Genomic DNA, 25,065 nt, shown 5'->3' on the forward strand with positions numbered 1-25,065 from the left:
CCGTACATATGAATTTATACCAATAGTATGCATCAGATGCTTAACTGGTTCACCATGCCTTCACTCGCTGTCTCGTCCTTCCAGATAACGCTGCAACTGCTCCCGCAAAGCCTTGGGCAGGCGGGTGATGGTGAGCGCGTCCTTGTCACGGTCGTAGTAGACCGCCTGGTTTACCAGATCCGATGAGAATGACAGGCTCATGCCACCGCCGGAGCCGGCGATGCGGACCAGTTTCTTTACCTTGCGGTGGTCGGGGTGCAGTACGCCGCTTTCCGGGACTTCGGCGTTCTGCGAGGCAAATTCCCGGAATCGTTCCGGCTGGTTCTCATCGAGGTAGCCGGACAGGGCGCCGATCTCCACCGGCTCGCCCAGGGCGTGCTGTTCCTTGCAGAATTCGTAGGCTTTGGCGCGGACTTCTCCGGCCTTCTCCGGTTCCGAGGTCTTGGCGAAGGCTTCCACGGCGTCCAGGAAGGTGACGGTTTCCTTTTCCACATCCACCTGGTTGGTGAAGCCGCACAGGCGGATAAAGAGGTCGCCGCCTTCGCCGGTGCCCCGGCCATGGACCAGGGTCAGGTAATTTTCCGCACTGCTGTCACCAAGCCAGTCATCCAGTTCGATGCGTACGGCCAGGTTCAGTCGTGACAGGCTCAGTACCTCGGTGGCGTCCAGTGCCTGGTTGTTATCGAAGCGCATGGCGCTGTCGGACTCAAGTACCAGCAGATAGGCCACTTCGCCATCGGCCAGAGCCTCGTGCACCAGCATCAGGTGACCGGAGAATTCTTCCTGGGCGCCGTTGAGCAGTTCCTGGAACTGGCCGAAAAGGCGCTCTGAAAGGGAAGCGAAGGTCTGCTTCTCCTCCATATAATCCTTCAGCCAGGCGCTGAACGGGCTTTCACCGATATCCTCGGAGAAGCGCCCGTATTTCTTGCCGGGCTTGCTGTTGAACAGCCGTTTCATCTGTTTGTGCAGCATCTCGTAGTCGCCACCGGGTTCCTGTAGTGGCTCGCCGGTCTGCAGGCGGGCTGGCTGGCCGGGTTGATACTGACTGGCAAAGGCGGTTCGGAGTTGCTTGATGGCCATAGAAGCGCGAATCCTGATGGGGTATTGAACGGGCCATGATTTTGCCATGGTGAGGCGGTCAGTAACACGGGTGTAAACGCAAACAGCCCCGGTTTCCGAGAAAACCGGGGCTGTCATGTTTACGGGTGGCTGATTCAGGCGATCAGACCCGCTTGTGCCGCATCAGGCCCTGGATCAGCTCGTTGACTGCTCCCGGAATAGCCGCTTCGTCGTCCGCACTGATGCTGACAGTTGCAACGTCGGTGCCGAGATTGACGGCAACCGCAATCAGGCCGTGTGCGGCCAGCATTTGTGAAGTACGGCGGCGGTCGTCGGCAGTACCAGCGTTGTCCTCAGTGAGCACCACGGAGGTTTTGCCCTGATCGAACAGGGCCCGCTCCACGGCAACGGCCAGGTCGTCGGCCTTGCGGCCGTTACAGGCAACGATGGCAGGCTTCTGGGCCAGGCGGCGCTCACGCTCCTCAGCGGTTACCGGATCGAGGGATTCCACCTTGCCGGCGGTACCGGCCACCATGCCGGCACCGATGGTGACGTTGGTCAGCCGGTCAATCACGATAAAGCTGCCGGTGGCGTGGTTACGCGGGTAGGCGTCAAACGCGATGGGCTGGCTCAGGGTCAGCTCGCACAGGCCGATTTCGTTCAGGGCCAGCTGTGTGGGGTTGGCGCGCTGTTCCAGCGTATTCACGTCGGTCTGATGGTGGATCCGTTTCACCGTGCCAGACGTAAACGTGGGCCCCAGCTTGATGTCATAGAGGCGGCCGGTTTCCAGCGGGGCGTCGGTCATCCAGACGATATTGGCAGTGAAACGATTGCCCACCTCCGGCTCATCGTCAATCTTGACCAGCATGTCGCCCCGGCTGACATCGATTTCATCATTGAGGGTCAGGGTCACAGCCTGGTCGATGTAGGCTTCCTCAAGGTTGCCATCAAAGGTGACGACTTCCTTGACGGTGCTGGTACGGCGGGATGGCAGCGCCATCACTTCCTCGCCCGGGCGGATAACGCCGGAGGCGATGGTGCCGCAGAAGCCCCGGAAGTTGAGGTTGGGGCGGTTGACGTACTGCACAGGGAAACGGAAATGCTCCAGATTCTTGTCCCGGGATACTTCCACGGTCTCCAGGATTTCCATCAGCGGCTGGCCGGTGAACCAGGGCATGCTCTCGCTCCTGTTCACCACGTTGTCGCCTTCCAGTGCTGAAATCGGCACGAAACGGATGTCCTTCAGGCCCAATTTGGCAGCAAAGGCCAGATAGTCTTCCTTGATCTCGTTGAACCGTTGTTCGCTGTAATCCACCAGGTCCATCTTGTTGATGGCCACCACGATATGGCGAATGCCTTGCAGAGACGCGATAAAGGAGTGCCGGCGGGTCTGGGTCAGCACGCCGTGGCGGGCATCGATCATCAGGATCGCCAGCTGCGCGGTGGACGCCCCGGTGGCCATGTTGCGGGTGTACTGCTCGTGGCCCGGGGTGTCGGCAATGATGAACTTGCGCTTGTCGGTGGAGAAATAGCGGTAGGCCACATCGATGGTAATGCCCTGTTCCCGCTCCGCCTGCAGGCCGTCGACCAGCAGGGCCAGATCCAGCTTCTCGCCGGTGGTGCCCATCTTGGCGCTGTCTGTCTTCAGGCTGGCCATATGATCTTCGTAGATCATCTTGGTGTCGTGGAGCAGGCGGCCGATCAGGGTACTCTTGCCGTCATCGACGCTGCCGCAGGTGAGCAGGCGCAGCAGCTCCTTGTTCTCGTGCTGTTTCAGGTAGGCCTGAATATCTTCTGCTATCAGATCAGACTGGTGTGACATTTTAGAAGTACCCTTCCCGCTTTTTCTGTTCCATGGAGCCGGCCGAATCGTGATCGATCACGCGGCCCTGGCGTTCGGAGCTGGTGGCCAGCAGCATTTCCTGGATGATCTCCGGCAGGGTGTCGGCTTCGGACTCGATGGCACCGGTCAGCGGATAACACCCCAGGGTGCGGAAACGGACCGATTTCATCACCGGCTTCTCGCCTTCCTTCAGGGGCATGCGGTCATCGTCTACCATGATCAGGGTGCCGTCCCGCTCGACCACCGGGCGCTTGGCTGCATAGTAGAGCGGTACGATCTCGATATTCTCGAGGTAGATGTACTGCCAGATATCCAGCTCGGTCCAGTTGGACAGCGGGAATACACGGATGCTCTCGCCCTTGTTGATCTTGCCGTTATAGATGTTCCACAGCTCCGGGCGCTGGTTCTTGGGATCCCAGCGGTGGTATTCATCACGGAACGAGTAGACCCGCTCCTTGGCCCGGGACTTTTCCTCATCCCGGCGGGCGCCGCCAAAGGCAGCATCGAACTTGTACGTGTCCAGGGCCTGCTTGAGGGACTGGGTTTTCATGATGTCAGTGTGTTTGGCGCTACCGTGGGTGAATGGCCCCACGCCCTGCTTCACACCCTCTTCATTGATGTGAACGATGAGGTCCAGGCCGTATTCCTTTGCCTTGCGGTCGCGGAACTCGATCATTTCCCGGAATTTCCAGGTGGTGTCCACATGCAGCAGGGGGAACGGCGGCTTGCCCGGGTAGAACGCCTTGCGGGCCAGGTGCAGCATGACCGCGGAATCCTTGCCGATGGAGTAGAGCATCACCGGGTTGTCGAACTCTGCCGCGACCTCCCGGATGATGTGAATGCTTTCAGCTTCCAGTTGCTTGAGATGGGTCAGGTTGTACGTGGTCATAATTCAGCTCACCGAGTGTCCGATACCGATGCCCGGACAGGGTTCAAATAGGTTCGAATTGAAGGCCGTTACTATATCAGGGGCCAGAACTTATAAGAAGGTGGGCTAGTAGAGTTTACGGCTATAACAATATGCAGCCAGTCGCCGGCTGGTTATAGTCGATTCAGGCGCAAACCGGGGATCAGAGGCTACGGGCTGTCAGCAAGCGGTGGACGTACTCGTCCACGTAATCAAACCCCCGACCGTCGAAATCCACGAAGCGGATGCCCAGATGGAATTCATTGCGGGCGACGCGCCGGAGATGGGCGATGTGGCAGCGGGCGGACAGCTGTATTGACTGCTCTGCGACCACCGGCACTTCAAAGCGGGCGTTAACATCGACCCAGTCGCCGGGGGCGGGGGCTCGTTTGCCGGGGATCAGGGTTTCGGTGACTGCAGTGGTGCAGTGGATCAGCATGCCGGAGCGGGACAGATTGCAGATGTCGCATTCGATGGCCGGCTGGCCGGGGCGGTTGAGGGTAACCTTCAGATCAACATCGACACGTTGCTGGTCCCGCAGATTCGGTTCCGCGGAACGGGGCTTGACCCGCATTGGTTTGGCGGACTCGATATCGAGTGGCTTTCCCATGGCTTCACCTTGTTCGATCATGTTACCTGTCGTTCCCCGAAGACGGTAACGAATCTCTGAAAAAGCCCCTGGTTCGCCTCCTGCGATCCTGACAACGGTGTCTCTGTCGGTGTGTCCTTGCCGGTCATTGAATCAACCGGTGCCAGGCCTCTTTTTCAGAGGCTCGTGGAAACCTGTCTAACTTCGGACCAAGATTATTATTTTACATTTCACCGGAGTGTAACTGGTTGATTACTGACCAGCAAGGTAGTGTGTCGTGACCTGTGTCATATAATTACACATATGTTTGAAGGTTATTCTGCGGTTTTGGAGTGACTATTAATGTCTTCTGTCCGAATGGGGTTGAAGACTGGTTGAATGGTGCCTGGGCCAGGGGGCGGTGCCTTCTTCCCGGACACGCTCCTTACGGCACCCCTTCGGGGTCCGGCCCGCAATCGCAGATTGCGGTCGTGAGGCTATCGCATGAAGCTTTGCTTCATAATCGCTCGGCCTCACCCCTGTGTTGCTCGGGCTCCGCCCCTCAGTGCTGATGGCTCCTGCGTCGCACTGAGGGTCCGGGGCAGGCCATCCCAGGCCTGCCCGTGAAGAGCTTTCGCTCTTCACCCATGGCTCCGCACGGTCCCGGAAGAAGATCCCGGCCCCGGGCCCTTCCTGGCTTAGTGCTGGACTGTCGCCACTATCCGCCAAGTTTCTTCTGAAGAATCTCGTTAAACAGCTTGGGGTTCCCCTGTCCCTTGGAGGCTTTCATCAGAGGGCCCATAAAGCCACCCAGCATCTTCTTGCGCTTCTTGGGATCTTCCTCGTTCTGGTACTGGGCTACCTGATCCGGCATGCCGGCCAGGACCTCGTCGACCATCTTCTCCAGCTCACCGGTATCGGATACCTGCTTCAGGCCCTTGGCGTCGATGATGCCGTCGACATTATCGCTCTCGCCAGTCCACAGGGCCTCAAACACCTTCTTGGCGCCCGCAGAGGACACCGTGTTGTCCGCGATGCGGGTCACCAAAGCACCCAACTGGGCGCCGCTGATGGGGGAGTCGGCGACTGCCTTCTCTTCTGCGTTCAGCCGGGCAGAGAACTCACCCAGAATCCAGTTGGCAGACAGCTTGGCATCCTTACCGAGGTTCACTGTCTCTTCAAAAAAGGTCGCGAGTTTCGAGTCGCTGGCCAGCAGCCCGGCGTCGTAGTCGTTCAGTCCGTACTGCGCCTGGAAACGGGCCTTACGGGCGTCTGGCAGTTCCGGCAGGCTGTTACGGGCTTCTTCGATAAAGGCCTCGTCCAGCACCACGGGCAGCAGGTCCGGGCAGGGGAAGTAGCGGTAGTCGTTGGCTTCCTCCTTGGTGCGCATGGAGCGGGACTCGTCCCGGTCACCGTTATACAGGCGGGTTTCCTGCACGATCCTGCCGCCGTCCTCGAGAATGTCCATCTGCCGGTCCACCTCGTGGGCGATGGCCTGCTCCATGAAGCGGAAGGAGTTGAGGTTCTTGGTCTCGGTTCGGGTGCCCAGGGTGTCGGAACCCTTCGGCTTGAGGGAGATGTTCACGTCAAAGCGCATGGAGCCCTGGGACATGTCGCCATCGCCGATGCCCAGTGAAGTCACGATGCCGTGCAGTTTTTTGGCGAAGGCGACCGCTTCCTCGGCATTGTTCATGTCCGGCTCGGTGACAACTTCAATCAGTGGTGTACCGGCCCGGTTCAGGTCCACCCCGGTCATGCCGTGGAAGTCCTCGTGCAGGGACTTGCCGGCGTCTTCTTCCAGGTGGGCGTGGTGGATGCGCACCCGCTTGCTTTCGCCATTGCTCAGGTCAATGTCCACGTAGCCGGGGCCGACAATCGGGCGCTCCAGCTGGGTGGTCTGGTAGCCCTTGGGCAGGTCCGGGTAAAAGTAGTTCTTGCGCTCGAACACGGAGCGGCGTTCGATCTCGGCATTCACCGCCAGCCCGAACATCACCGCATAGCGGAAGGCCTGCTCATTGGGCACCGGCAGGGTGCCGGGCATGGCCAGGTCAACGGCGTTGGCCTGGGTGTTGGGCTCGGCACCATAGGCGGTGCTGGAGCCGGAAAAGATCTTGGTGCGGGTGGCGAGCTGAACATGGATTTCCAGCCCGATCACGATATCCCATTGCATGTAGAAATCTCCTTACCGGGGCTCGCGCTGGTGCCAGTCGGTCACCTGCTGGAACTGATGGGCGGCGTTCAGCAGCCGGGCTTCCGAAAAATAGTCGCCAATGATCTGCAGGCCAACCGGCAGGCCATCCACGAAACCGGCGGGAATGGACATGGCCGGAACGCCGGCGAGGTTGACGGCAATGGTGAATACGTCCTCCAGGTACATGGTGACCGGGTCGGTGTTCTTCTCGCCCTGGGCAAACGCCGGCGAAGGCGACACCGGGCTCATCAGCACGTCCACTTCCCTGAACGCGTTGATAAAGTCCTGCTGGATCAGGCGGCGAACCTTCTGCGCCTTGAGGTAGTAGGCATCGAAGTAGCCGGCGGACAGGGCATAGGTGCCCACCAGGATGCGCCGCTTCACCTCTTCGCCAAAGCCTTCAGCCCGGGTCCGTGTGTAGAGGTCCATCAGGTCCCTGGGGTCCTCGCAGCGGTAGCCATAGCGTACACCGTCGAAGCGGGACAGGTTGGCCGAGGCTTCCGCCGGGGCGATCACGTAGTAGGCGGCAATAGCCAGCCCTGCATTGGGCAGCGACACTTCCTTTACCGTGGCGCCCAGCTTCTCGTACTCCTTTACCGCGTTGCGTACCTGCTGTTCCATGGCCGGGCTCAGCTGGTCGGAGAAGTATTCCCTGGGCAGGCCGATTTTCAGGCCCTTCATGGGCTCGTTCAGGGTGGCCGTGTAGTCCGGCACCTCCCGGTCGACACTGGTGGAGTCCCTGGGATCGAACCCTGCCATCACGTTCAGCATCAAGGCATTGTCTTCGGCGGTGCGGGCCATGGTGCCGCCCTGGTCCAGGCTGGAAGCAAAGGCAACCATGCCGTAGCGGGATACCCGGCCGTAAGTAGGTTTGAGGCCGGTGATGCCACACAGGGACGCCGGTTGACGGATGGAGCCGCCGGTGTCTGTGGCGGTGGCCGCCGGCACCAGGCGTGCCGCTACAGCAGCGGCGGAACCGCCGGAGGAGCCGCCGGGCACGCGCTGGTTGCCCCAGGGGTTGGTGGTGGCACCGAAATAGCTGGATTCGGTGGACGACCCCATGGCGAACTCATCCATATTGGTCTTGCCAATACATACCGCGCCGGCCTCGCGGAACCTGGCCGTCACAGTGGCATCGTAAGGCGGCACGAAGTTCTCCAGCATTTTCGAACCACAGGTTGTGCGCACGCCATTGGTGCAGAACAGGTCCTTGTGGGCAAGGGGGAGGCCGGTCCAGGGCGTAGCCTTGCCGGCGGCCCGTTGCTGGTCGGCGGCCTCGGCTTCGGCCAGGGCCTGGTCTTCGGTGATGGTAATAAAACTATTGTACTTGCCGTCCTCGGCCCGGATACGATCAAGGAACTGCCGGGTGAGTTCCACGCTGGAAATCGTGCCGCTGCCCAGCTCGCGGGAAAGTTCTGCTACGGATTTGTTGTGCATGATGATTCCTGGTGTCGCTGGTAGATCACTCGATAACGCGGGGTACGAGGTACAGGCCGTTCTCGGTGGCCGGCGCGATGGCCTGGAAGGCGGCTCGCTGATTGGTTTCCGTGACCTCGTCGGGGCGCAGTTTCTGGACCGCGTCCAGGGGATGGGCCAGCGGCTCTACCGCGTCTGTATCAGCGGTACCCAACTGGTCCACCAGGTCGAGGATGTTGCCCAGGTCCTTTTCCAGGGCCGACACCTGCTCATCATCCACCTGGATGCGGGCAAGCACCGCGACTTTTTCAATGTCCGTGCGGGAAATGGTCACGCATTGCCTCCGGGGTCGTTAAAAACGAACATGTTAACAGATTACGAGTACGTCGCAGTACCCTGACGGGGCTGTAACGGCCTGTAACGCGGCGTATCACGCCTTGCCTGCCGGGGTGCTCACTGCTAAAGTTGCGGCATCATTTCCCTACGGCATTTCTCAGGTTGAAATAACGCGAATGTTGAAACGTATCCGAGGCCTTTTTTCCAGCGATCTCTCGATCGATCTTGGTACCGCTAATACCCTTATCTATGTTCGCGAACGGGGGATCGTTCTGAATGAGCCCTCGGTGGTGGCCATCCGCACCAATAACTCCCAGAAGACGGTTGCGGCTGTCGGTACTGAGGCCAAGCGAATGCTGGGCCGTACCCCGGGCAATATTACTGCCATCCGCCCCCTGAAGGACGGTGTGATTGCGGACTTCGTGGTAACCGAGAAGATGCTGCAGCATTTTATCCACAAGGTGCACGAGAACAGTTTTATTACGCCCAGCCCCCGGGTGCTGGTGTGTGTGCCCAGTAAATCTACCCAGGTGGAACGCAAGGCCATCCGCGAATCGGCTCTCGGTGCCGGTGCCCGCGAGGTGTTCCTGATCGAGGAACCCATGGCAGCTGCCATCGGTGCCGGCCTGCCGGTGGAAGAAGCCAGCGGCTCCATGATCGTGGATATCGGCGGCGGTACCACCGAGATTGCCATTATCTCCCTGAACGGTATCGTTTACGCGGAATCTGTAAGGGTCGGTGGTGACAAGTTTGATGAAGCCATCGTCACCTATGTGCGCCGCAATTACGGCAGCCTGATCGGTGACTCCACCGCCGAGCGTATCAAGCATGAGATAGGCTGTGCCTATGAGGGTGTGGAGATCCGGGAAATCGACGTGCGTGGTCGTAATCTGGCTGAGGGTGTGCCCCGCGCCTTCACCCTCAACAGCGAAGAAATTCTGGATGCCCTGCAGGAATCCCTGGCCCAGATCGTGCAAACGGTCAAGAGCGCCCTTGAGCAGTCTCCCCCTGAACTGGCTTCGGACATTGCCGAGCGCGGTATCGTGCTCACCGGTGGCGGCGCGCTGCTGCGCGGTTTTGACAAGCTGATCAGCGAGGAAACCGGTCTGCCGGTGATTATCGCTGAAGACCCGCTGACCTGTGTGGCCCGCGGTGGCGGCAAGGCCCTGGAAGTGATCGACCGCAGCGGAATCGGAATGTTCTCCCAGGAGGGGTGATCATGGCACCAGGTGCCGTCCTTACAGTCTCGCTCCTGATGCCGCCGCTGGAGGGAAACCTCAGCGGCGGTTGCGTTATCGGGGCAGGGGGGCTGTGCCATTAAGACCATCTTTGTCCAGGGCCCGGTCCCCGGTTTTCGGCTCCTGTTCGTGCTGGTGCTGTCACTGGTGCTGATTGTGGCGGATGCCCGATTTGATCGTCTGGAACCGGTTCGCAGCAGTATTGCCAGCTTTCTTGCCCCGGTGTTCTGGCTGGGCAATGCGCCGGATCGTTTCAGTGGCTGGTTCGCCGGCGTGATCACTCCCCGTGAAGATCTCCTCAGCGAGAACGAGGCGCTCAGGGCGCGCCTGATGGTGCTCGAGCGCCGCGCGCTCAAATATGGTGCCCTGGCCGCCGAAAACAACCGACTGCGCGATCTGATGAATGCCTCCGACACCCTGGACGACCGGGTCGTGGTGGCGGAAGTGGTCGGCGTGTCGCCGGATCCGTTTTCCCATGAAGTGATTATCAACAAGGGCCGGCGTGATGGTGTCACTGCCGGTCAGGCGATTCTTGATGCTCACGGTCTGATGGGGCAGGTGCTGTATACCTCTGCCTTTACCTCGCGAGTGCTGCTGATTTCCGACAGTAGCCATGCGGTGCCCGTGGAAGTGCTGCGTAATGGCCTGCGGGCCATCCTCCTTGGCAACGGCAACATCAGCCAGCTTGAGCTGGTCCATGTCCCTGATACGGCGGACATCCGGGAAGAGGATGTGCTGGTCAGTTCGGGGCTGGGTGGTCGCTTCCCGAAGGGGTATCCGGTCGCCGAGGTGTCGTCCATCAGCAAGGAGCCCGGGGCCCCGTTTGTGACCATCCAGGCGACGCCGCTGGCCCGGCTGAGCCGGAGCAAGCTTGTGTTGGTGGTGTTCCAGGGCGCTGGCGCCGCTGATGCCGATGAGCTTTACGATCAGCAGGGTGCCGGGCAGCAGGGCGCGGGGGCCGGTTCCGGTAATGCCGATGATGGCGGCGGGGAGAGTAACTGATGCTGTCGATTATCAGCTACCCGGTCATGTTTGTCAGTATTCTGTTGTCACTGGTGCTGAGCATTTCCCTGTTCCCGTCGGCCTGGTTCGAGTTCCGCCCCGAGTGGCTGGGGCTGATGGTGTTCTACTGGACGTTCCGGGCGCCGGCCCAGTTCGGCATTCTTATGGCCTGGGTGCTCGGGCTGCTGCTGGATGTGCTGGAAGCCACGCCCCTGGGGGTGAACGGACTGGGCATGGCGATGATCGCCTTTCTGGTGCTGACGGTACATCAGCGCTTGCGTATGTTCCCCCTGGTGCAGCAGTGTGTGATTGTGTTCCTGCTGTTGGGCATCAACCAGATGCTGGTCCACTTTATCAAGCAGTTGCTGGGCGCTGAATCCACCGGCTTCGCCTATCTCTGGCCCGCTGCCACCAGTGCCTTGTTGTGGGTGGTGGTGTGTCCGTTGCTGGACAGGTTGAACCTCAGGCTGGGCTGAACCCGACATCCGGGAAATGGCATCATGACCAGAGACGTCATACTGGCCTCGGCGTCGCCACGCCGGGCCGAACTGCTGCGGCAGCTTGGGCTATCCTTTGAAATATTGCCGGTCGACATCGACGAGTCTCCGCACATTGGTGAATTGCCAGCGGACTATGTGCACCGGCTGGCAATGGAGAAAGCCCTGACCGGCTATCAGCGCCATGGTCGGCGGGAGGCTCTGGTGCTCGGCTCGGATACCACGGTGGTGCTCGACGGGCAGATCCTTGGCAAGCCGGCGGATGAGGCAGAAGCCCGGGGGCTGTTAGGGTTATTGTCCGGCCGGGAGCACCAGGTTGTTACCGGTGTCGCCCTTGCCGTGGAGAGCGGTGTCGAGGTCCGGGTCAGCGTTACGGAGGTCCGCTTCCGCGCCCTGGATCCTCGTGAGGTTGATGCCTATTGCGCCACCGGTGAACCCATGGACAAGGCCGGCGCCTATGGTATACAGGGCCGTGGTGGTGCCTTCGTGGCCAGCCTGAGGGGCAGTTATAGCGCGGTGGTCGGCCTGCCGCTGGATATCACCGCCAGCCTGCTGGCGGATGCCGGCCTGCCGGTCTGGGACTACTGGAACTGACAAACGGAGAATGACATGAGCGAAGAAATCCTGATCAACGTTACCCCCGTGGAAACCCGGGTGGCACTGGTTGAAAACGGGATGCTTCAGGAGGCTTATGTCGAGCGCACCAGTCGCAAGGGCATTGTCGGCAATATATTCAAGGGCAAGGTGGTCCGGGTATTGCCCGGCATGGAAGCGGCGTTCGTGGATATTGGTCTGGAGCGGGCCGCCTTCATTCACGCCTCCGATGTGGTGCCGGTGGATGCTGGCGGCGACAACGGGCAGGCCACTGACGGCCCCCGCACCGTGCCGGATATCCGTACCCTGCTGCGTGAGGGGCAGTCGCTGGTGGTCCAGGTGACCAAGGACCCTATCGGTACCAAGGGCGCCCGGCTGACCACCCAGCTGTCGATTCCCTCCCGCTACCTGGTGTTCATGCCCGGCGTTCACCATGTGGGCATTTCCCAGCGCATCGAGGATGACAATGAGCGGGCACGCCTCAAGCAGACGCTGGAAACCGCGATTGGCGACCAGGACCACTGTGCCGGCGGCTTTATCATCCGCACGGCTGCCGAGGGCGTCGCCGAGGAGGATCTGCTGGCGGACATGGCGTACCTGCAGCGTCTCAACCACTCTATTGTCGAGCGTATTGAGCACGTCAGGGCGTCAGCCATTGTTTACCAGGACCTGCCACTGTTCATTCGTACCATCCGGGATCTGATTCGCCCGCAGACCGAAAAGGTCCGCATCGACTCCCGCGAGAGCCACCAGCGGGTCATGGAGTTCGTCCGCGAATTTGTGGTCGAGTTCGAGAACAAGGTGGAATACTACCCGGGCGAGCGTCCCCTGTTTGACCTCTACAGTGTGGAAGATGAGATCCAGAAAGCTCTCAGCCGCAAGGTTCAGCTCAAGTCTGGTGGTTATGTCATCATCGATCAGACCGAGGCCATGACCACCATCGACATCAATACCGGTGCCTTCGTGGGGCATCGCAATCTGGAAGAAACCATCTTCAAGACCAACCTTGAGGCGGCAAGGGCTATCAGCCGACAGCTGCGGCTGCGTAATCTCGGCGGTATCATTATTATCGATTTCATTGACATGGAAGACCCGGAGCACCAGCGACAGGTGCACCGCATGCTGGAAAAGATGCTGGAACGGGACCATGCCAAGACCAAGATCACCGGTGTCTCCGAACTGGGGCTGGTGGAAATGACACGCAAACGGACCACCGAAAGCCTGGGCCAGATCCTGTGTGAGCCCTGCCCGATCTGTGACGGGCGTGGCTTCCTCAAGACCGCGGAAACCGTATGCTACGAAGTCTTCCGCGAGATTCTGCGGGTCAACCGTGCCTATGAGGCAGAGAGTTACCTGGTGATGGCGTCACAGAAGGTGGTCGACAGGCTGCTGGATGAGGAGGCCGATAATGTGGCGGACCTGGAAACCTTTATCGGAAAGTCGATACGGTTTCAGGTTGAGCCCTTCTACAGCCAGGAACAATACGATGTGGTCCTGCTCTGAGTGTGATGACCGAACAAACCCCAGCCCCAGCCGGCAAGAACCCTGAGCGCAAGCCGCGCACCAGGGCCGCCGGCCTGCTCCTGAAAGCAGCCGTCTGGCTGCTGGTGTTCCTGCTGATCATCGTTGCCCTGGGCACTGCGGGAGCCAGGTACATGGCACGGCATATTGACGATTACCGGCCCGCCATTGAAGCTCTGCTCAGCGAGCGCCTGGGCCAGGAAGTCACCATCAGCGGCCTGTCGGCAAGCTGGCAGGGGCCCGACCCCGTGCTGCAGGCCAGTCGCCTTGATATCGCCCACCACTCCAGGGACGACGCCAGTGCCGTTGCCCTGCAACACCTCCTGCTGCGGCTGGATGGCCCCCGTTCGCTGTTGCGTATGGGGCTGGTGTTCCAGCGCATCGAGGCAGACGGGCTGGATCTGGTGGTGACCCGTGGGGCGGGCACGGATATCGGTATTGAGGGCCTGCGCCTGCCCGAGTCCGGGCCGGGGTTGTCCGAAACCGGGGGCCTTTCCGGTGAGCAGTGGCTGCAGCCCCAGCGTTGGCTGAATGAGCTGGCGGGGCGGATATCGGATCCGGAAATCCGCCTGACTCACCTGACGGTCGGATTGCAAACGCCGGACGCGGAAACCCTGTTTGTAGACATACCGCAGCTGGATCTGGCCTACGATGATGAGCGCTTGTCCGCCTCCGGGCGCGCCATGCGCCAGGGCACCCTGGAGCAGCTGGTCACCTTCTCGATTCAGGGGACCGACCTGTTCGAGGGACGGTTTACCGGGAAGGTATGGGCGGACATTACCCCCGGCGGGATTCTTGAGGCGGCGACTCGTGGGCTGCAATGGCGGCATTTTCAGCTGCAGGGCCTCGATGCCAGTGCCACCACCTGGCTGAGCTTCGAAAACGGCCGGCTTGAGCGCCTTAACGGCCGCATCGACATGCCTCGCCTGGAACTGGACAGTGATCTGGCAACGCTGCCGGCCATCGAGGCTCTGGCCGCGCGCATCGGCTGGCGGCGAACCGCAGAAGGGGGTGAGCTGACGGTTCAGGATCTGCAATGGCGCTGGCAGGATGAGGCGGTAACGGGCTTGTCGTTGAAACTCGGTTATGACCGTCTACGTTACCGTGTTGCCGCTGCGGATCTGCCTCTGGGCCTTCTGGCGCGGATGGCAGTGGAGTCGAACCTGCTCCCGGCAAGGGTCGAACCCGAGGTGGCCGGGCTGAGCCCCGAAGGCCGGTTGTCACTCCTGCACCTGATGCTGCCCCGTGATGATCCTGGTGAGTTCGAGGTATCGGCGGTGTTCGACGAGGCCGGTGTCCAGCCCCATCGCGGCGCCCCGGGTGGCCGCAACCTGCAGGGCCGGCTCTGGCTGAGTCGGGATGGCGGCCGGTTCAGGGTCGAAGGTAAGGATATGACTCTACTCGTGCCGAACCTGTATGCGCAGCCGCTGACCTTCAGCCACACCGAGGGTGAGGTGGCATGGCGTAACGAGGGCGGCATCACCCGGGTATTCGGCCGGAACCTGGAGGTGACCCACGGCGAGACTACCCGTGCTAACGGTGCCTTTGACCTGCGGCTTGATCGTTACGGTGAGGACAACCTGGGTCTCAGAATTGCCGTGGCCAATGCCCCGGCCAGTAAGCTGTCGGTGTTCCTGCCGTCGAGGGTTCTGGATCAGCAACTTTATGACTGGCTTACCCGTGCGGTCACCGGTGGTGAGCTGGTCAGTGGAGAATTCTACGGCCATGGGCAGATTGGCGACGGGCGTCCAAAGAGCAGTTTCAGTACCGCCATGGAATACCGTTTCCGCGATGCCAGCATTCGCTACGAGCCATCGTGGCCTGAGGTTACCGGGGCCAGTGGTACCGTTACCATCCATGATCGCGATACCCGTGTGGTCCTGGATAAGGCCACCACCGGCGGCGTGGCACTGGGCGGTGCCGAGGTTGAGGTGGTGCAGGGAGCCGACGCGCCGACTGTCCGGGTGTCAACCAGCGCAAGGCTGACCGGCGAACAGGCGGGTTACTGGCTCAGGGAGACTCCGCTGGGCCGGATGGCAGGGGACGTGGGCCAGAGCCTTTCCGTCTCCGGTGATTATGATCTGGATCTGTCCCTGTGGGTGCCACTGGCGGTCGGGCAGGATGTGGGTGTCGAGGCGAGCTTGCAGACGGAAAACGGTGGTCTTTTGTACTCACCGGCCAATTTGCGCTGGCAGAACATCCGTGGTGCTGTGAGCTACAGCAGCGAGAATGGTATCAGTGAGGATCCCCTGTCTGCCCATTTTCTCGGCCAACCGGTTGGCATCCGGTTGCGTACGGATCCGGGTCGCGGTGCGCTGACTATCATCCAGTCCGGGCAGACCTCCGTGGCTTCGCTGACGGCAGCGCTGATGCCGCAGGGACAGTCGCTGCCCGGCTTGTCCGGTTGGTTGCCCTACACCGCCCGCCTGGACGTTGTGCCCGGGGCCGATGCCCAGTTGGCGGTAACCACCAATGGCTCGGGAGTACGCTCGGAGTGGCCCGCACCACTGTCCCGGGAGCCCGGCCCTGATGAAACCATTGAAGCCCTGCTGCGCTGGCCGGAGGGTGATCAGCTGTTGCTGGAAGCCCAGTGGGGGCAGCGACTGTCTGCGGCACTGGAGTGGCAGGGGGACCGTTTCCGTAGTGGTCAGGTGGTCATGGGTAACGATTCCGCCCGCTTTCAGGTCGAGGATGGGCTGATGGTCCGGGCCGCTTTCGACCGTTTTGCTCCGGCCCGCTGGCAGGACTGGCTCGAACGCCTGGGTGTTGGCATCAGTGGATCATCATCGGGCGCCGAAGGCACGGGAGAAAGGTTCGACTGGCTGAACAACATTGATCTCAGGATGGATGAACTCCTTCTCGGGGACAGCGCGATTCCCGGCCTCCGGATCATGGCACGCCCCCAGCCGGATGGCTGGCTACTGACCACCAATTCGGAACGTGCCACCGGCCGGGTAAGGATTCCCGACAGCGGAGACCGTGTCTGGGTGGACCTGGACCGGCTTCGCCTGGCCAGGGGCCAGGAATCTGCCCCGGATGAGGCTGCCGCCCTGCTCACGCCGTCGGAACAGCTGGATGCCTTCCGGGGCATGGCGGCAGGGCAGTGGCCGGAGGTGGAGGTGCGTATCGCGTCGCTGGAAATGGAGAATGACCCGGCGGGGTCCTGGTCCTTTGTGCTGTCACCGTCCCCGGATCAGGTAACCCTGAGGGACCTCCAGGGGCGCATCGGATCACTGGTATTCGATGGCCAGCTGCGCTGGGGGGTCACATCCGGCGAGCAGATTACCGTGGTACAGGGTGTGCTGGAGGGCGGCGGACTCCAGGACCTTTCCAATCTCCTGGGGCAGCAGATGCCGTTGACCAATCAGAATTCGGTGGTCGACCTGAATGTCGCCTGGCCAGGGCGGCCGGACCAGTTTGCCGCCGGCCGCCTGAATGGTGAGTTCAGCGTCCGTCTGGATGACGGCGTTATACTGCAGAACAGCGAAACGGCGCAGTTGTTCCGCCTGTTCAACCTGCTCAATACCGATACCCTGCAGCGCAGGCTGCAGTTCGATTTCTCGGATCTCTACGAAGCCGGTGTTGCTTTTGATGCCATCTACGGCAAGGCAAAGCTGGAACATGGCGTGCTGACGTGGAACCCGGATCTTCAGCTGGCAGGCCCCTCCGGAGCGCTGCGGCTGTCCGGCCTGACCAACCTGGCCGATGAGACTCTCAATATGCGGCTGGTGGTAATATTGCCACTGACCCAGAATCTGCCCCTGGCGGCCATACTGATGGGGGCATCGCCGCCGGTGGGGGGAGCCCTGTTTGTGCTGGACAAGCTACTGGGTGAACCATTGAGCAAACTGACCAGTGCCACTTATAGTGTGAGGGGAACCTGGAACGATCCGGACGTGAAGCTGCGCAATATTTTCGATTCCGGCAACCGGGAATAAGTCAGGAGTTCCCGAAAAAAATCATCCACAACGGAGATCGCTATGGCGAATGCCCAGACCGTCGCCGCCATTCAGATGGTGAGCACCGGGGATATTGACGATAACCTGAACCAGGCCTCCCTGTTGCTCGCCCGTGCCGCCGAGCAGGGTGCCCGTGTAGCGGTACTGCCGGAAAACTTTGCCGTGCTGGATACCGCCAATATGCCAGTGCATGGTAGCCGGGAAGTATCCGTGGACGGTCCGATTCGCAGCTTCCTGGCGGACCAGGCCCGTAAGCACGGGCTCTGGATTGTGGGCGGGTCATTGCCCATTGGCGCCAGGCCTGACGGTTCGGCCATTGAAGACCGCGTGCGAGCCAGTTGTGTGGTGGTGGACGACCAGGGCCGGGAAGTGGCCCGTTACGACAAGATTCACCTGTTCGACGCCATGGTGGAGGACACCCAGGGGCAGTACCGGGAATCGGACACCTTCGAGCCCGGTGAAGAGCTGGTGACCGTCGATACGCCCGTGGGCCGGCTGGGGCTTTCCATCTGCTACGACCTGCGCTTCCCTGAGTTCTTCCGCCAGCTGCGGGAAAGGGACGTGGACTGGGTGACCCTGCCCAGTGCCTTTACCTGGCTTACCGGTGACGCCCACTGGCACCCCCTGGTCCGCGCCCGGGCGATCGAGAACCAGGTCTGGATAGTAGCGCCGGGGCAGGGGGGGCAAAACAGTGAACGCCGTCGGACCTACGGCCACTCTATGATCGTCGACCCCTGGGGCAAGATCATGAAGGAGCTGGCGGAGGGCGCTGGTGTCATCACCACCGAAATAAACCTCGACCACCTGGCGGAGGTGCGAAAGCGCATGCCCGTGTGGGAGCACCGGCGCCTCTGAGAGCGCATGCGGCCCGGAAACGACTGATTTGCCACGGAATCCACGGAATAACACGGAAAAAAGATAAAGAAAAAATTGGCTACGGACGAAAAGATTGAATGCCTGAAAGGATCTTTCGGTTTTTTTCCGTGTGAGTCCGTGGCAACCTTCAATTTTTCCTTCCGTGTTCTTCTGTGGGTTCAGTGGCTAAAAATCTTTGCTTCACGAACCCTTTTCGGCCTCGTCAATGCACTCCCGCAGGTAGCGGAACAGCTTCCTGCTCTGGCCGGTATTGTTCCCGCTTTTCACGTCTTTCTGGGCGTTTCTCAGCAGGTTGCGAAGGTGCTGCACGTCGGTTGTCGGGCAGTGTTCAATGAATCCGGCAACCGCCGTATTGCCTTCGGCAATCAGCCGGTCACGCCAGCGCTCGGCCAGATGGTGGCGGCGGGTATGCTCTTCACTGCCGGCATCAAAGGCTTCCACGGCACGACGCAGGGCTTCCGGATCCTCCTCGTTGCGAATCACCTTGCCCAGGTATTGCAGGTGCCGGCGACGGGCTTCGTGCTGGCGAATGCGCCGTGATTCCACGATGGCGGCCTTCAGGGTCTCACTCATGGGGAGGCTGGTCAGTTGCTCGTCACTCAGGTCCATCATGCGTTTGCCCAGATCCTGCAGGGCGTGCATTTCCCGTTTCAGCTGCGACTTGCTCTTGATCAGTTCATCGTCGTCGGTGACGGGATCGTGGGAATGGGATTGCTTGCTCACGGCTTATTCGCCCTCGCCAAAATAGTCATTGATCAGTGCCTCAAGGGCCGCAATGGCCTGCTGTTCGTCGGGGCCGTCTGCCACCAGTTCGACTTCAGTGCCACTGCTGGCCGCCAGCATCATGACCGGCATGATGCTTTTGGCATCCACCTCGCGGTCGCCCCTCGCGAGTAGCACCTTGCTTTCGAAGCCGGATGCGGTTTCAACCAGTTTGGCGGCTGCCCGGGCGTGTAACCCAAGCTTGTTGATGATGGTCACTGGCTGGCGGATCATGAAGTACCACTGGGTTTCGGGTTCAGGTGGGGCAATTCCGTGTGCCGGGTCTGTACCCGGTTGTATTGTCGGCTGAAATAGCGGGACAGCTGTTCACACACATACACTGAACGGTGCTGGCCACCGGTACACCCGATGGAAATGGTCATGTAGCTGCGGTTGCTCTTGCTGAACTGGGGCAGCCAGTTGTCCAGCAGCCGGGTCAGGTCATCAATCATGCGGTTGGTCATCTCGTCGGAGCCGAGAAAATCGATCACCTGCTGATCCATGCCGGTGTATTTGCGCAATTGCGGATCCCAGTAGGGGTTGGGCAGGCAGCGAACGTCCAGCACATAGTCGGAATCCACCGGCACCCCATGCTTGAAGCCGAATGACTGGAACAGCAGTGCCAGCTCCTGCTCGCTGCGGCCGATAATACGTTGTTTGACCATGTCCCGCAGCTCATACATGGACAGATCTGTTGTGTCCAGATACAAGTCGGCCAGCTGGGCGATGGGCTCAAGAAGCTGTTTCTCGTAGCGGATGGCTTCGGTGAGAGAGGTGTCATCGTCACTCAGCGGGTGCTTGCGGCGGGTCGCGTGAAACCGCTGCAGCAGGGACTGTTCGGAGGCATCCAGGTAGATGATTTCGGTGGTCATGCCCGAGTCCAGCAGGCGCTGGTGGATGGCTTCGAAATTGGCGATCTCATCGGACAGGTTGCGGGCATCAATGCTGACGGCGATGTTTTCCAGCCGGCTGCCGGAATGACCGGACGTCGCTTCCGTGGTGAGCGGAAACAGCAGGCCGATGGGCAGGTTGTCGATGCAGTAGAAGCCCAGGTCTTCCAGTACGTGCAGGGCCGTACTCTTGCCCGAGCCCGAACGTCCGCTAACGATGATCAGCTTCATGAGACTTGTCCCTTGGCGACTTGGGGGTAATGAGCCGTAGCACGCGCAATCTCCCGGCCGGAAATCAGGCGCCGGTCATTTTCTGGTACAGATCGTCGGCCGTCTCGCAGGCTCTCAGGGCGTCGCAGAAACTACGGTCATTGAACTGTTCGGCCAGCTGGCTCAGCAGTTCCAGGTGCTCCGATGTGGCTTCACGGGGCACGATCAGCGTGAACAGCAGGTCCACCGGCTGGTTGTCGATAGCGTCGAAGGAGACGCCTTCTTCCAGCGTGACCAGTGCACCCACCACCCGGGTACAGCCCTCAAGCCGACAGTGTGGGATGGCAATCCCCTGACCGATACCGGTGCTGCCCAGACGCTCACGGGCGATGAGATTGTTGAATATCTGGGTTTCATCCAGTTCCGGGTACTCCCCGGCCACTGCTTCGGCGATAAATTCCAGAATCCGCTTCTTGCTGGTTCCGTTCACGCGACAGTGAGTGAGCTCCGGCGCCAGGATACTGTTGATGGTCAAGGTCGAATCGGTCATGGATTCTCATCGGTCCCGATAAAAAAATGCTGCGGTACGAAGCCGTACCGCAGCGCTGTGATTCAGATTATAGCCGTTTCGGCATGGCAACCGTTAGCGGGCGGTTGCTCCGTGCATCCGGTCAACATTCTTTTCCTTGTGCTTGAGGATCTGCCGGTCAAGCTTGTCCACCAGGCCGTCGATGGCCGCGTACATGTCCTCGTTCTCCGCCTTGGCGTGAATTTCACCGCCGACCACGTGCAGGGTGGCCTCCGCAATCTGGCGCACCTTTTCCACTTCCAGGGTGACCTGACAGTTGCTGATGTGATCAAAGTGGCGCTCAAGCTTGTTGAACTTTTCGTTGATGTAGTCCTTGAGGGCGGGAGTCAGTTCAACGTGATGACCGGAAATGTTCAGTTGCATGGGCTTCTCCTGTTTGTCAGACCCGTTTTTTCAGACCAGTCGTTTCCGCTCGTTGGAGGGCGGAATATGCATGGCTTCACGGTATTTTGCCACCGTGCGCCTCGCCACCTTGATGCCCTGCTCTCCCAGCATCGTGGCAATCTTACTGTCGCTGAGCGGTTTTTTCGGCGTCTCCGCTGCAATCAGTTTCCTGATCATCGCACGAATGGCCGTAGAGGAACATTCGCCGCCTTCCTCGGTACTGACGTGGCTCGAGAAGAAATACTTCAGCTCGAAGATGCCACGGGGCGTGTGCATGTATTTCTGCGTTGTGACCCGGGAAATGGTGGACTCGTGCATCTCTACAGCCTGGGCAATGTCCGACAGGATCAGCGGTTTCATCGACTCTTCCCCATGGTCCAGAAAACCCTGTTGATGTTCAACTATTCGTGTCGCGACCTTCAACAGGGTTTCGTTGCGGCTTTGCAGGCTCTTGATGAACCATTTCGCCTCCTGCAACTGATCCCGCAGATAGGTGTTGTCGGCGCTGCTGTCGGCCCGCCTTATAAGGGAAGCATAGCTGGCATTGACGCGAATGCGCGGGGCAATTTCCGGGTTCAGTTCCACCCGCCAGCGTCCCTTGTCCTTGCGTACGATGACGTCGGGAATCACATAATCCGGTTCCGACCGGTCCAGGGCATTGCCGGGATGGGGATTGAGGGAGGTGATCACCGCCAGCACGTCCCGCAGTTGGTCCTCCTTCAGGCGGCTGCGGCGCAGCAGTTGGGCGTAGTCCCGGTTGCCCAGCAGGTTGATGTAATGGGTGATCACCAGCCGGGCCTTGTCCAGCCAGGGGGTGTCCGGTGGCAGCTGGTTGAGCTGGATCAGCAGGCATTCCTGCAGGTCGCGGGCAAAGACACCGGGCGGGTCGAAGTGCTGCAGGCGATGGAGAACCGCTTCCACTTCATCCAGTTCCACCGGATCCTCGTCTTCGTCGTCCATCAGGCCGGAATGGATTTCTTCCAGGTCAGAGACCAGGTAGCCGCGATCGTCCACCGCATCCAGCAAGGCGTGGGCGATGGCGCTGTCCCGTTCACTCATGGGGGTGAGGTTGAGCTGCCATTCCAGGTGATCGTGCAGAGTCTCGGTGGTCGGGCTGCGGCTTTCGAAATCGGAGTCGTTGTCGTCATCCCCCCGGGCGGCGGGCGCCGGGGCTGACTGATAGATGTCGTCCCAGGCGGTGTCCACCGGCAGGTCATCGGGAATGGCATCGGAACTGTTGTTTTCCGCAGACCAGTCTGACTCTTCCCAGCTGTTGTCGGCCTCGGAGGCGGTGGTCGATTCGGCCTGATCGCGGTCGTCCCGCTCCTTCTGCTCCCGGTCTGAGTCAGACGCCTCGGTGTCGTCTTCTTCGGGGGTTTCCAGCATCGGGTTGGAATCAAGTGCCTGCTGGATTTCCTGTTGCAGGTCCAGGGTGGAAAGCTGGAGTAGCCGGATCGCCTGTTGCAGTTGCGGGGTCATCGTCAGGCTCTGACCCATCTTTAACTGTAAGGAGGCTTTCATAACCATGATTTCACATCCATCACCCTTCTGAGGTAACCGTAACGCGGCTGTGGCAAAAATGACTGATTCAGCTCAAGAAAAGGCTGGTCAGCGACAAAAAAATCAGCGTTACCGGATACTTGGAAATAACAAGCAAGTTCTTTGCCGAGTGTACCCCCTTGCTGCCGCCAACACAATTACCGGGCTGCCGCGGTGTGTTGCAGTATGTAAAACGGGAAGAGGAGACTAATGGGTTCAGGGGGTCAGAGCCTGAACTCATTCCCCAGGTAGACTTCCTTGACCTGCTGGTTGGCGAGCACGTCGTCCGCCGAGCCAGAGGCGATAATGTGGCCATTACTGACAATGTAGGCCTTCTCGCAGATATCCAGCGTTTCCCGCACGTTATGGTCGGTAATCAGTACCCCGATGTTCTTGTCCCGCAAGTGGCGGATGATCTGCTTGATATCACTGACCGAAATCGGGTCTACTCCGGCAAAGGGTTCGTCCAGCAGGATGAAGGCCGGTTCCATGGCCAGGGCACGGGCAATCTCCACGCGCCGCCGTTCGCCCCCGGACAAGGCCATGCCGGCGCTGTCCCGCAGGTGAGTGATGTGGAATTCCTGCATGAGTTCTTCCATCTTCTCCTCCCGTTGCCGGCGGTTCAGGCCCTTGCGGGTTTCCAGGATCGCCATGATGTTATCGCTCACCGACAACTTGCGGAAAACGGACGCTTCCTGGGGCAGATAGCCGATGCCCTGCCGTGCCCTGCCGTGCATGGGCAGCGGGGTGATGTCCTTGCCGTCAATGCTGATGTGGCCATGGTCCGCCGGTACCAGGCCAACAATCATGTAGAAGCAGGTGGTCTTGCCGGCGCCGTTGGGGCCAAGCAGGCCTACAATCTGGCCGCTCTCGATACTCAGGGAGACATCAATGACGACTTTCTTCTGCTTGTAGCGCTTGGCAAGGTGGTTTGCCTGCAGTATTGCCATGTGGATCGCCGTCAGTTGCTGTTAGTGTCTGAAGTGTTACCCCGGGGCTGGATGATCATTTCGACCCGGCCGGAACCTTCGCCCTCCGGGGTCCGGCCTTCACCGGTAACAACCCGGTTAACGGTGTTGTAGTTGATCACGGCGCCCCGGAACTCGTCACCATTCTGTTCCACTACCGCTTCCCGCTCGAAGCGCAACAGGCTGTCGCTGGCGGAATAGTGAATCTCCAGGGCCTCGGCATTGACGGCACCCGCGGCTTCCGTGGCCGGGCGGTAGTAAGTGGCCGGACGCCCGCTCGCGTCGATACGGTCAAGGCCGGCGGTATTGCGGGAGACATCAACCCGATCGGCGGTCAGCAGGATTTCGCCCTGACGGACCTCGACGTTGCCCCGGTAGACGGCCGTACCCTGGCTGTCATCCAGTCGGGCGGAGTCGGCGGTGACCCGGATCGGCTCATCCGAATCCAGGTTGAACGCCAGGGCGGGCAGTGCCGGCCCCAGTGCCAGCGTCGACAGCAATAGCAGGCGGCCTGCCAGATTACGGACGGGTTTCATAGATCCCCTCAACAGAGTTTTCCAGTTCCAGTACCCGCTCATTGAACCAGCCTGTCATTCCGCGGGCGTGGGTGATGCTGCCCGGTGATTTCAGGGTAACAGGGCGATCGGTGGTCGCCTTGCCGGCGGGGTTGTCGATGCGGAGGTATTCGGTCAGCAGCACGGCGTCGCCGCCTTCCACGCTGCGGGTCACTTCCACGCTGCCTTCCAGCTCCATCACTTCGGTGGACATGTGATAAAGGCCATGGTTGCTGGTCACCAGCCAGCGCAGGTCAGCTTCGTGATCATACAGGGTGGCGTCCGGAGCCTCCAGAACCGCTTCCTGTCGATCATCGAACTGTTCGGTGCGGGGGCTGGTGGCGACAAGCTTGGGCCGGCCCTGCTCGTCAAATGATCGCAGTACACCCTGATTGATAAAGGTATCCGGCTCGGTTTCCCCTCTGAGCCTCTCGGCCTCGGTGTCCGTGGTGCGGGATTCGTCACTTTGCCAGAGCATAAAGCCCAGGGCCAGGACCGCAATCAGCAGACCCGGGTTGCGGATGCCGGGGCGAGCCAGCAGGTCCAGTATCCGCACCAGCAGATTGCGGGCGTCGTCCGGGGATTTCATAAGCCCTCTCCCAGCCAGGTCTGCAGTTCCTCGTCCAGGCCCCCGCGGGCGAGCAGCAGCAGATCGGTCAGTTCGCGGACGGCACCCGTGCCCCCGGCAGCGCGGGTACAGAAGTCGGCATGCTGGCGGACAAACCAGTGGCCGTTGGGTACGGTGACGCCAAGGCCGGCATGACGTATTGCCGCCAGATCCGGCAGGTCATCGCCGATATAGGCGGCCCGGGCGGGCGGCAACTGTCGTTCACTCAGGAGTTCCTGCAGCGCCGCTACCTTGTCTTCGCGCCCCTGCAGCACGGTGGTGATGCCCAGGTTGGTCATGCGTCGTTCGGTGAGGGGCGAGCGCCGGCCGGTGATCACCGCCACCTCGATACCGGCGGCCATGGCCTGCTTGAGGCCGAGCCCGTCGAGAATGTTGAACGCCTTGAGCTCGTCACCGCGGGCCGAGAACAGCAGTGCGCCGTCAGTCATTACCCCGTCCACGTCGAGGGCGAGCAGGGTGATATTCCTGGCCTTTGCGAGGATAGCCTCGGGCCACTCAGGCTTGCCGGTCGGGGTTGTGTCGCGGGTCATTGCC

Annotated in this window: 24 protein-coding genes; 7 read left to right on the forward strand and 17 right to left on the reverse strand. The window is 60.6% G+C overall.

What is annotated here, in order from left to right:
- Positions 1-60: 60 nt before the first annotated feature.
- From IE079_RS07605 to gatC, 7 genes are all read right to left on the reverse strand, one after another.
- Positions 61-1,080, reverse strand: coding sequence for a nucleoid-associated protein (locus IE079_RS07605; protein WP_189575084.1), 1,020 nt, complete (start codon positions 1,078-1,080; stop codon positions 61-63).
- Between the two features lie 142 nt (positions 1,081-1,222).
- Positions 1,223-2,881: a sulfate adenylyltransferase subunit CysN gene (gene cysN / locus IE079_RS07610; RefSeq protein WP_189575085.1), complete on the reverse strand. Its 1,659-nt coding sequence runs from the start codon at positions 2,879-2,881 to the stop codon at positions 1,223-1,225.
- A gap of 1 nt (position 2,882) precedes the next feature.
- Positions 2,883-3,791: a sulfate adenylyltransferase subunit CysD gene (gene cysD / locus IE079_RS07615; RefSeq protein WP_189575086.1), complete on the reverse strand. Its 909-nt coding sequence runs from the start codon at positions 3,789-3,791 to the stop codon at positions 2,883-2,885.
- A gap of 181 nt (positions 3,792-3,972) precedes the next feature.
- The gene (locus IE079_RS07620) at positions 3,973-4,440 is read right to left on the reverse strand and encodes a PilZ domain-containing protein (RefSeq protein ID WP_227712375.1); all 468 of its coding nucleotides are present in this window, start codon (positions 4,438-4,440) and stop codon (positions 3,973-3,975) included.
- A 655-nt stretch (positions 4,441-5,095) separates the two neighbouring features.
- Positions 5,096-6,547, reverse strand: coding sequence for an Asp-tRNA(Asn)/Glu-tRNA(Gln) amidotransferase subunit GatB (gatB, locus tag IE079_RS07625; RefSeq protein ID WP_189575088.1), 1,452 nt, complete (start codon positions 6,545-6,547; stop codon positions 5,096-5,098).
- A 12-nt stretch (positions 6,548-6,559) separates the two neighbouring features.
- Entirely contained in the window at positions 6,560-8,005 is a 1,446-nt protein-coding gene (gene gatA / locus IE079_RS07630) for an Asp-tRNA(Asn)/Glu-tRNA(Gln) amidotransferase subunit GatA (protein ID WP_189575090.1), read from the reverse strand.
- A gap of 25 nt (positions 8,006-8,030) precedes the next feature.
- Positions 8,031-8,318, reverse strand: coding sequence for an Asp-tRNA(Asn)/Glu-tRNA(Gln) amidotransferase subunit GatC (gene gatC / locus IE079_RS07635; RefSeq protein WP_189575092.1), 288 nt, complete (start codon positions 8,316-8,318; stop codon positions 8,031-8,033).
- A gap of 178 nt (positions 8,319-8,496) precedes the next feature.
- On the opposite strand from gatC, the gene IE079_RS07640 reads away from it, so the two are divergent.
- From IE079_RS07640 to IE079_RS07670, 7 genes are all read left to right on the forward strand, one after another.
- Positions 8,497-9,537, forward strand: a complete 1,041-nt coding sequence (locus IE079_RS07640; protein ID WP_189575094.1) for a rod shape-determining protein — start codon at positions 8,497-8,499, stop codon at positions 9,535-9,537.
- A 108-nt stretch (positions 9,538-9,645) separates the two neighbouring features.
- A complete protein-coding gene (gene mreC / locus IE079_RS07645) occupies positions 9,646-10,560 on the forward strand; it encodes a rod shape-determining protein MreC (RefSeq protein ID WP_189575618.1) in 915 nt (304 codons plus the stop codon).
- Complete coding sequence (gene mreD / locus IE079_RS07650; protein WP_189575096.1) at positions 10,560-11,036, forward strand: rod shape-determining protein MreD; 477 nt, start codon at positions 10,560-10,562, stop codon at positions 11,034-11,036. Before mreC ends, mreD begins: the two co-directional genes overlap by 1 nt.
- Before the next feature lie 24 nt (positions 11,037-11,060).
- Positions 11,061-11,651: a Maf family protein gene (locus tag IE079_RS07655; protein WP_189575098.1), complete on the forward strand. Its 591-nt coding sequence runs from the start codon at positions 11,061-11,063 to the stop codon at positions 11,649-11,651.
- 15 nt (positions 11,652-11,666) lie between these two features.
- Entirely contained in the window at positions 11,667-13,154 is a 1,488-nt protein-coding gene (gene rng, locus IE079_RS07660; RefSeq protein WP_189575100.1) for a ribonuclease G, read from the forward strand.
- A gap of 5 nt (positions 13,155-13,159) precedes the next feature.
- Positions 13,160-17,110, forward strand: a complete 3,951-nt coding sequence (locus IE079_RS07665; RefSeq protein WP_189575102.1) for a YhdP family protein — start codon at positions 13,160-13,162, stop codon at positions 17,108-17,110.
- Between the two features lie 42 nt (positions 17,111-17,152).
- A complete protein-coding gene (locus IE079_RS07670; protein WP_189575104.1) occupies positions 17,153-17,986 on the forward strand; it encodes a carbon-nitrogen hydrolase family protein in 834 nt (277 codons plus the stop codon).
- Positions 17,987-18,187: 201 nt separating this feature from the next.
- Here IE079_RS07670 and yjgA read toward each other — a convergent pair whose 3' ends face one another.
- The 10 genes from yjgA to IE079_RS07720 form a co-directional block, all read right to left on the reverse strand.
- Positions 18,188-18,730: a ribosome biogenesis factor YjgA gene (gene yjgA, locus IE079_RS07675; RefSeq protein ID WP_227712376.1), complete on the reverse strand. Its 543-nt coding sequence runs from the start codon at positions 18,728-18,730 to the stop codon at positions 18,188-18,190.
- Positions 18,731-18,733: 3 nt separating this feature from the next.
- Entirely contained in the window at positions 18,734-19,003 is a 270-nt protein-coding gene (locus IE079_RS07680) for an HPr family phosphocarrier protein (RefSeq protein WP_189575106.1), read from the reverse strand.
- Positions 19,000-19,890, reverse strand: a complete 891-nt coding sequence (gene rapZ, locus IE079_RS07685) for an RNase adapter RapZ (protein WP_189575108.1) — start codon at positions 19,888-19,890, stop codon at positions 19,000-19,002. The genes IE079_RS07680 and rapZ overlap by 4 nt, the downstream gene beginning before the upstream one ends.
- 64 nt (positions 19,891-19,954) lie before the next feature.
- On the reverse strand, positions 19,955-20,419 hold the full coding sequence (ptsN, locus tag IE079_RS07690) for a PTS IIA-like nitrogen regulatory protein PtsN (protein ID WP_189575110.1): 465 nt from the start codon (positions 20,417-20,419) through the stop codon (positions 19,955-19,957).
- 93 nt (positions 20,420-20,512) lie between these two features.
- Positions 20,513-20,821: a ribosome hibernation promoting factor gene (gene hpf, locus IE079_RS07695; RefSeq protein ID WP_189575112.1), complete on the reverse strand. Its 309-nt coding sequence runs from the start codon at positions 20,819-20,821 to the stop codon at positions 20,513-20,515.
- A gap of 30 nt (positions 20,822-20,851) precedes the next feature.
- On the reverse strand, positions 20,852-22,363 hold the full coding sequence (locus tag IE079_RS07700) for an RNA polymerase factor sigma-54 (protein WP_227712377.1): 1,512 nt from the start codon (positions 22,361-22,363) through the stop codon (positions 20,852-20,854).
- Positions 22,364-22,605: 242 nt separating this feature from the next.
- Positions 22,606-23,331: an LPS export ABC transporter ATP-binding protein gene (lptB, locus tag IE079_RS07705; RefSeq protein WP_189575117.1), complete on the reverse strand. Its 726-nt coding sequence runs from the start codon at positions 23,329-23,331 to the stop codon at positions 22,606-22,608.
- Between the two features lie 11 nt (positions 23,332-23,342).
- Complete coding sequence (lptA, locus tag IE079_RS07710) at positions 23,343-23,885, reverse strand: lipopolysaccharide transport periplasmic protein LptA (protein WP_189575119.1); 543 nt, start codon at positions 23,883-23,885, stop codon at positions 23,343-23,345.
- Positions 23,869-24,492, reverse strand: a complete 624-nt coding sequence (gene lptC, locus IE079_RS07715; RefSeq protein WP_189575121.1) for an LPS export ABC transporter periplasmic protein LptC — start codon at positions 24,490-24,492, stop codon at positions 23,869-23,871. Before lptC ends, lptA begins: the two co-directional genes overlap by 17 nt.
- Positions 24,489-25,061, reverse strand: coding sequence for a KdsC family phosphatase (locus IE079_RS07720; RefSeq protein ID WP_189575123.1), 573 nt, complete (start codon positions 25,059-25,061; stop codon positions 24,489-24,491). Before IE079_RS07720 ends, lptC begins: the two co-directional genes overlap by 4 nt.
- Positions 25,062-25,065: the final 4 nt, after the last annotated feature.

Origin of the sequence: Marinobacter zhanjiangensis (genome assembly GCF_014651935.1) — a bacterium.
GTDB classification, from domain to species: domain Bacteria; phylum Pseudomonadota; class Gammaproteobacteria; order Pseudomonadales; family Oleiphilaceae; genus Marinobacter; species Marinobacter zhanjiangensis.

Bases quoted from the DNA above. Each gene is read 5' to 3' on its own strand.
- IE079_RS07605 (WP_189575084.1), bottom strand. From the start codon at position 1,080: ATGGCCATCAAGCAACTCCGAACCGCCTTTGCCAGTCAGTATCAACCC.
- cysN (WP_189575085.1), bottom strand. From the start codon at position 2,881: ATGTCACACCAGTCTGATCTGATAGCAGAAGATATTCAGGCCTACCTG.
- cysD (WP_189575086.1), bottom strand. From the start codon at position 3,791: ATGACCACGTACAACCTGACCCATCTCAAGCAACTGGAAGCTGAAAGC.
- IE079_RS07620 (WP_227712375.1), bottom strand. From the start codon at position 4,440: ATGATCGAACAAGGTGAAGCCATGGGAAAGCCACTCGATATCGAGTCC.
- gatB (WP_189575088.1), bottom strand. From the start codon at position 6,547: ATGCAATGGGATATCGTGATCGGGCTGGAAATCCATGTTCAGCTCGCC.
- gatA (WP_189575090.1), bottom strand. From the start codon at position 8,005: ATGCACAACAAATCCGTAGCAGAACTTTCCCGCGAGCTGGGCAGCGGC.
- IE079_RS07640 (WP_189575094.1), top strand. From the start codon at position 8,497: ATGTTGAAACGTATCCGAGGCCTTTTTTCCAGCGATCTCTCGATCGAT.
- mreD (WP_189575096.1), top strand. From the start codon at position 10,560: ATGCTGTCGATTATCAGCTACCCGGTCATGTTTGTCAGTATTCTGTTG.
- IE079_RS07655 (WP_189575098.1), top strand. From the start codon at position 11,061: ATGACCAGAGACGTCATACTGGCCTCGGCGTCGCCACGCCGGGCCGAA.
- rng (WP_189575100.1), top strand. From the start codon at position 11,667: ATGAGCGAAGAAATCCTGATCAACGTTACCCCCGTGGAAACCCGGGTG.
- IE079_RS07665 (WP_189575102.1), top strand. From the start codon at position 13,160: ATGACCGAACAAACCCCAGCCCCAGCCGGCAAGAACCCTGAGCGCAAG.
- IE079_RS07670 (WP_189575104.1), top strand. From the start codon at position 17,153: ATGGCGAATGCCCAGACCGTCGCCGCCATTCAGATGGTGAGCACCGGG.
- IE079_RS07680 (WP_189575106.1), bottom strand. From the start codon at position 19,003: ATGATCCGCCAGCCAGTGACCATCATCAACAAGCTTGGGTTACACGCC.
- rapZ (WP_189575108.1), bottom strand. From the start codon at position 19,890: ATGAAGCTGATCATCGTTAGCGGACGTTCGGGCTCGGGCAAGAGTACG.
- ptsN (WP_189575110.1), bottom strand. From the start codon at position 20,419: ATGACCGATTCGACCTTGACCATCAACAGTATCCTGGCGCCGGAGCTC.
- hpf (WP_189575112.1), bottom strand. From the start codon at position 20,821: ATGCAACTGAACATTTCCGGTCATCACGTTGAACTGACTCCCGCCCTC.
- IE079_RS07700 (WP_227712377.1), bottom strand. From the start codon at position 22,363: ATGAAAGCCTCCTTACAGTTAAAGATGGGTCAGAGCCTGACGATGACC.
- lptB (WP_189575117.1), bottom strand. From the start codon at position 23,331: ATGGCAATACTGCAGGCAAACCACCTTGCCAAGCGCTACAAGCAGAAG.
- lptA (WP_189575119.1), bottom strand. From the start codon at position 23,885: ATGAAACCCGTCCGTAATCTGGCAGGCCGCCTGCTATTGCTGTCGACG.
- lptC (WP_189575121.1), bottom strand. From the start codon at position 24,492: ATGAAATCCCCGGACGACGCCCGCAATCTGCTGGTGCGGATACTGGAC.
- IE079_RS07720 (WP_189575123.1), bottom strand. From the start codon at position 25,061: ATGACCCGCGACACAACCCCGACCGGCAAGCCTGAGTGGCCCGAGGCT.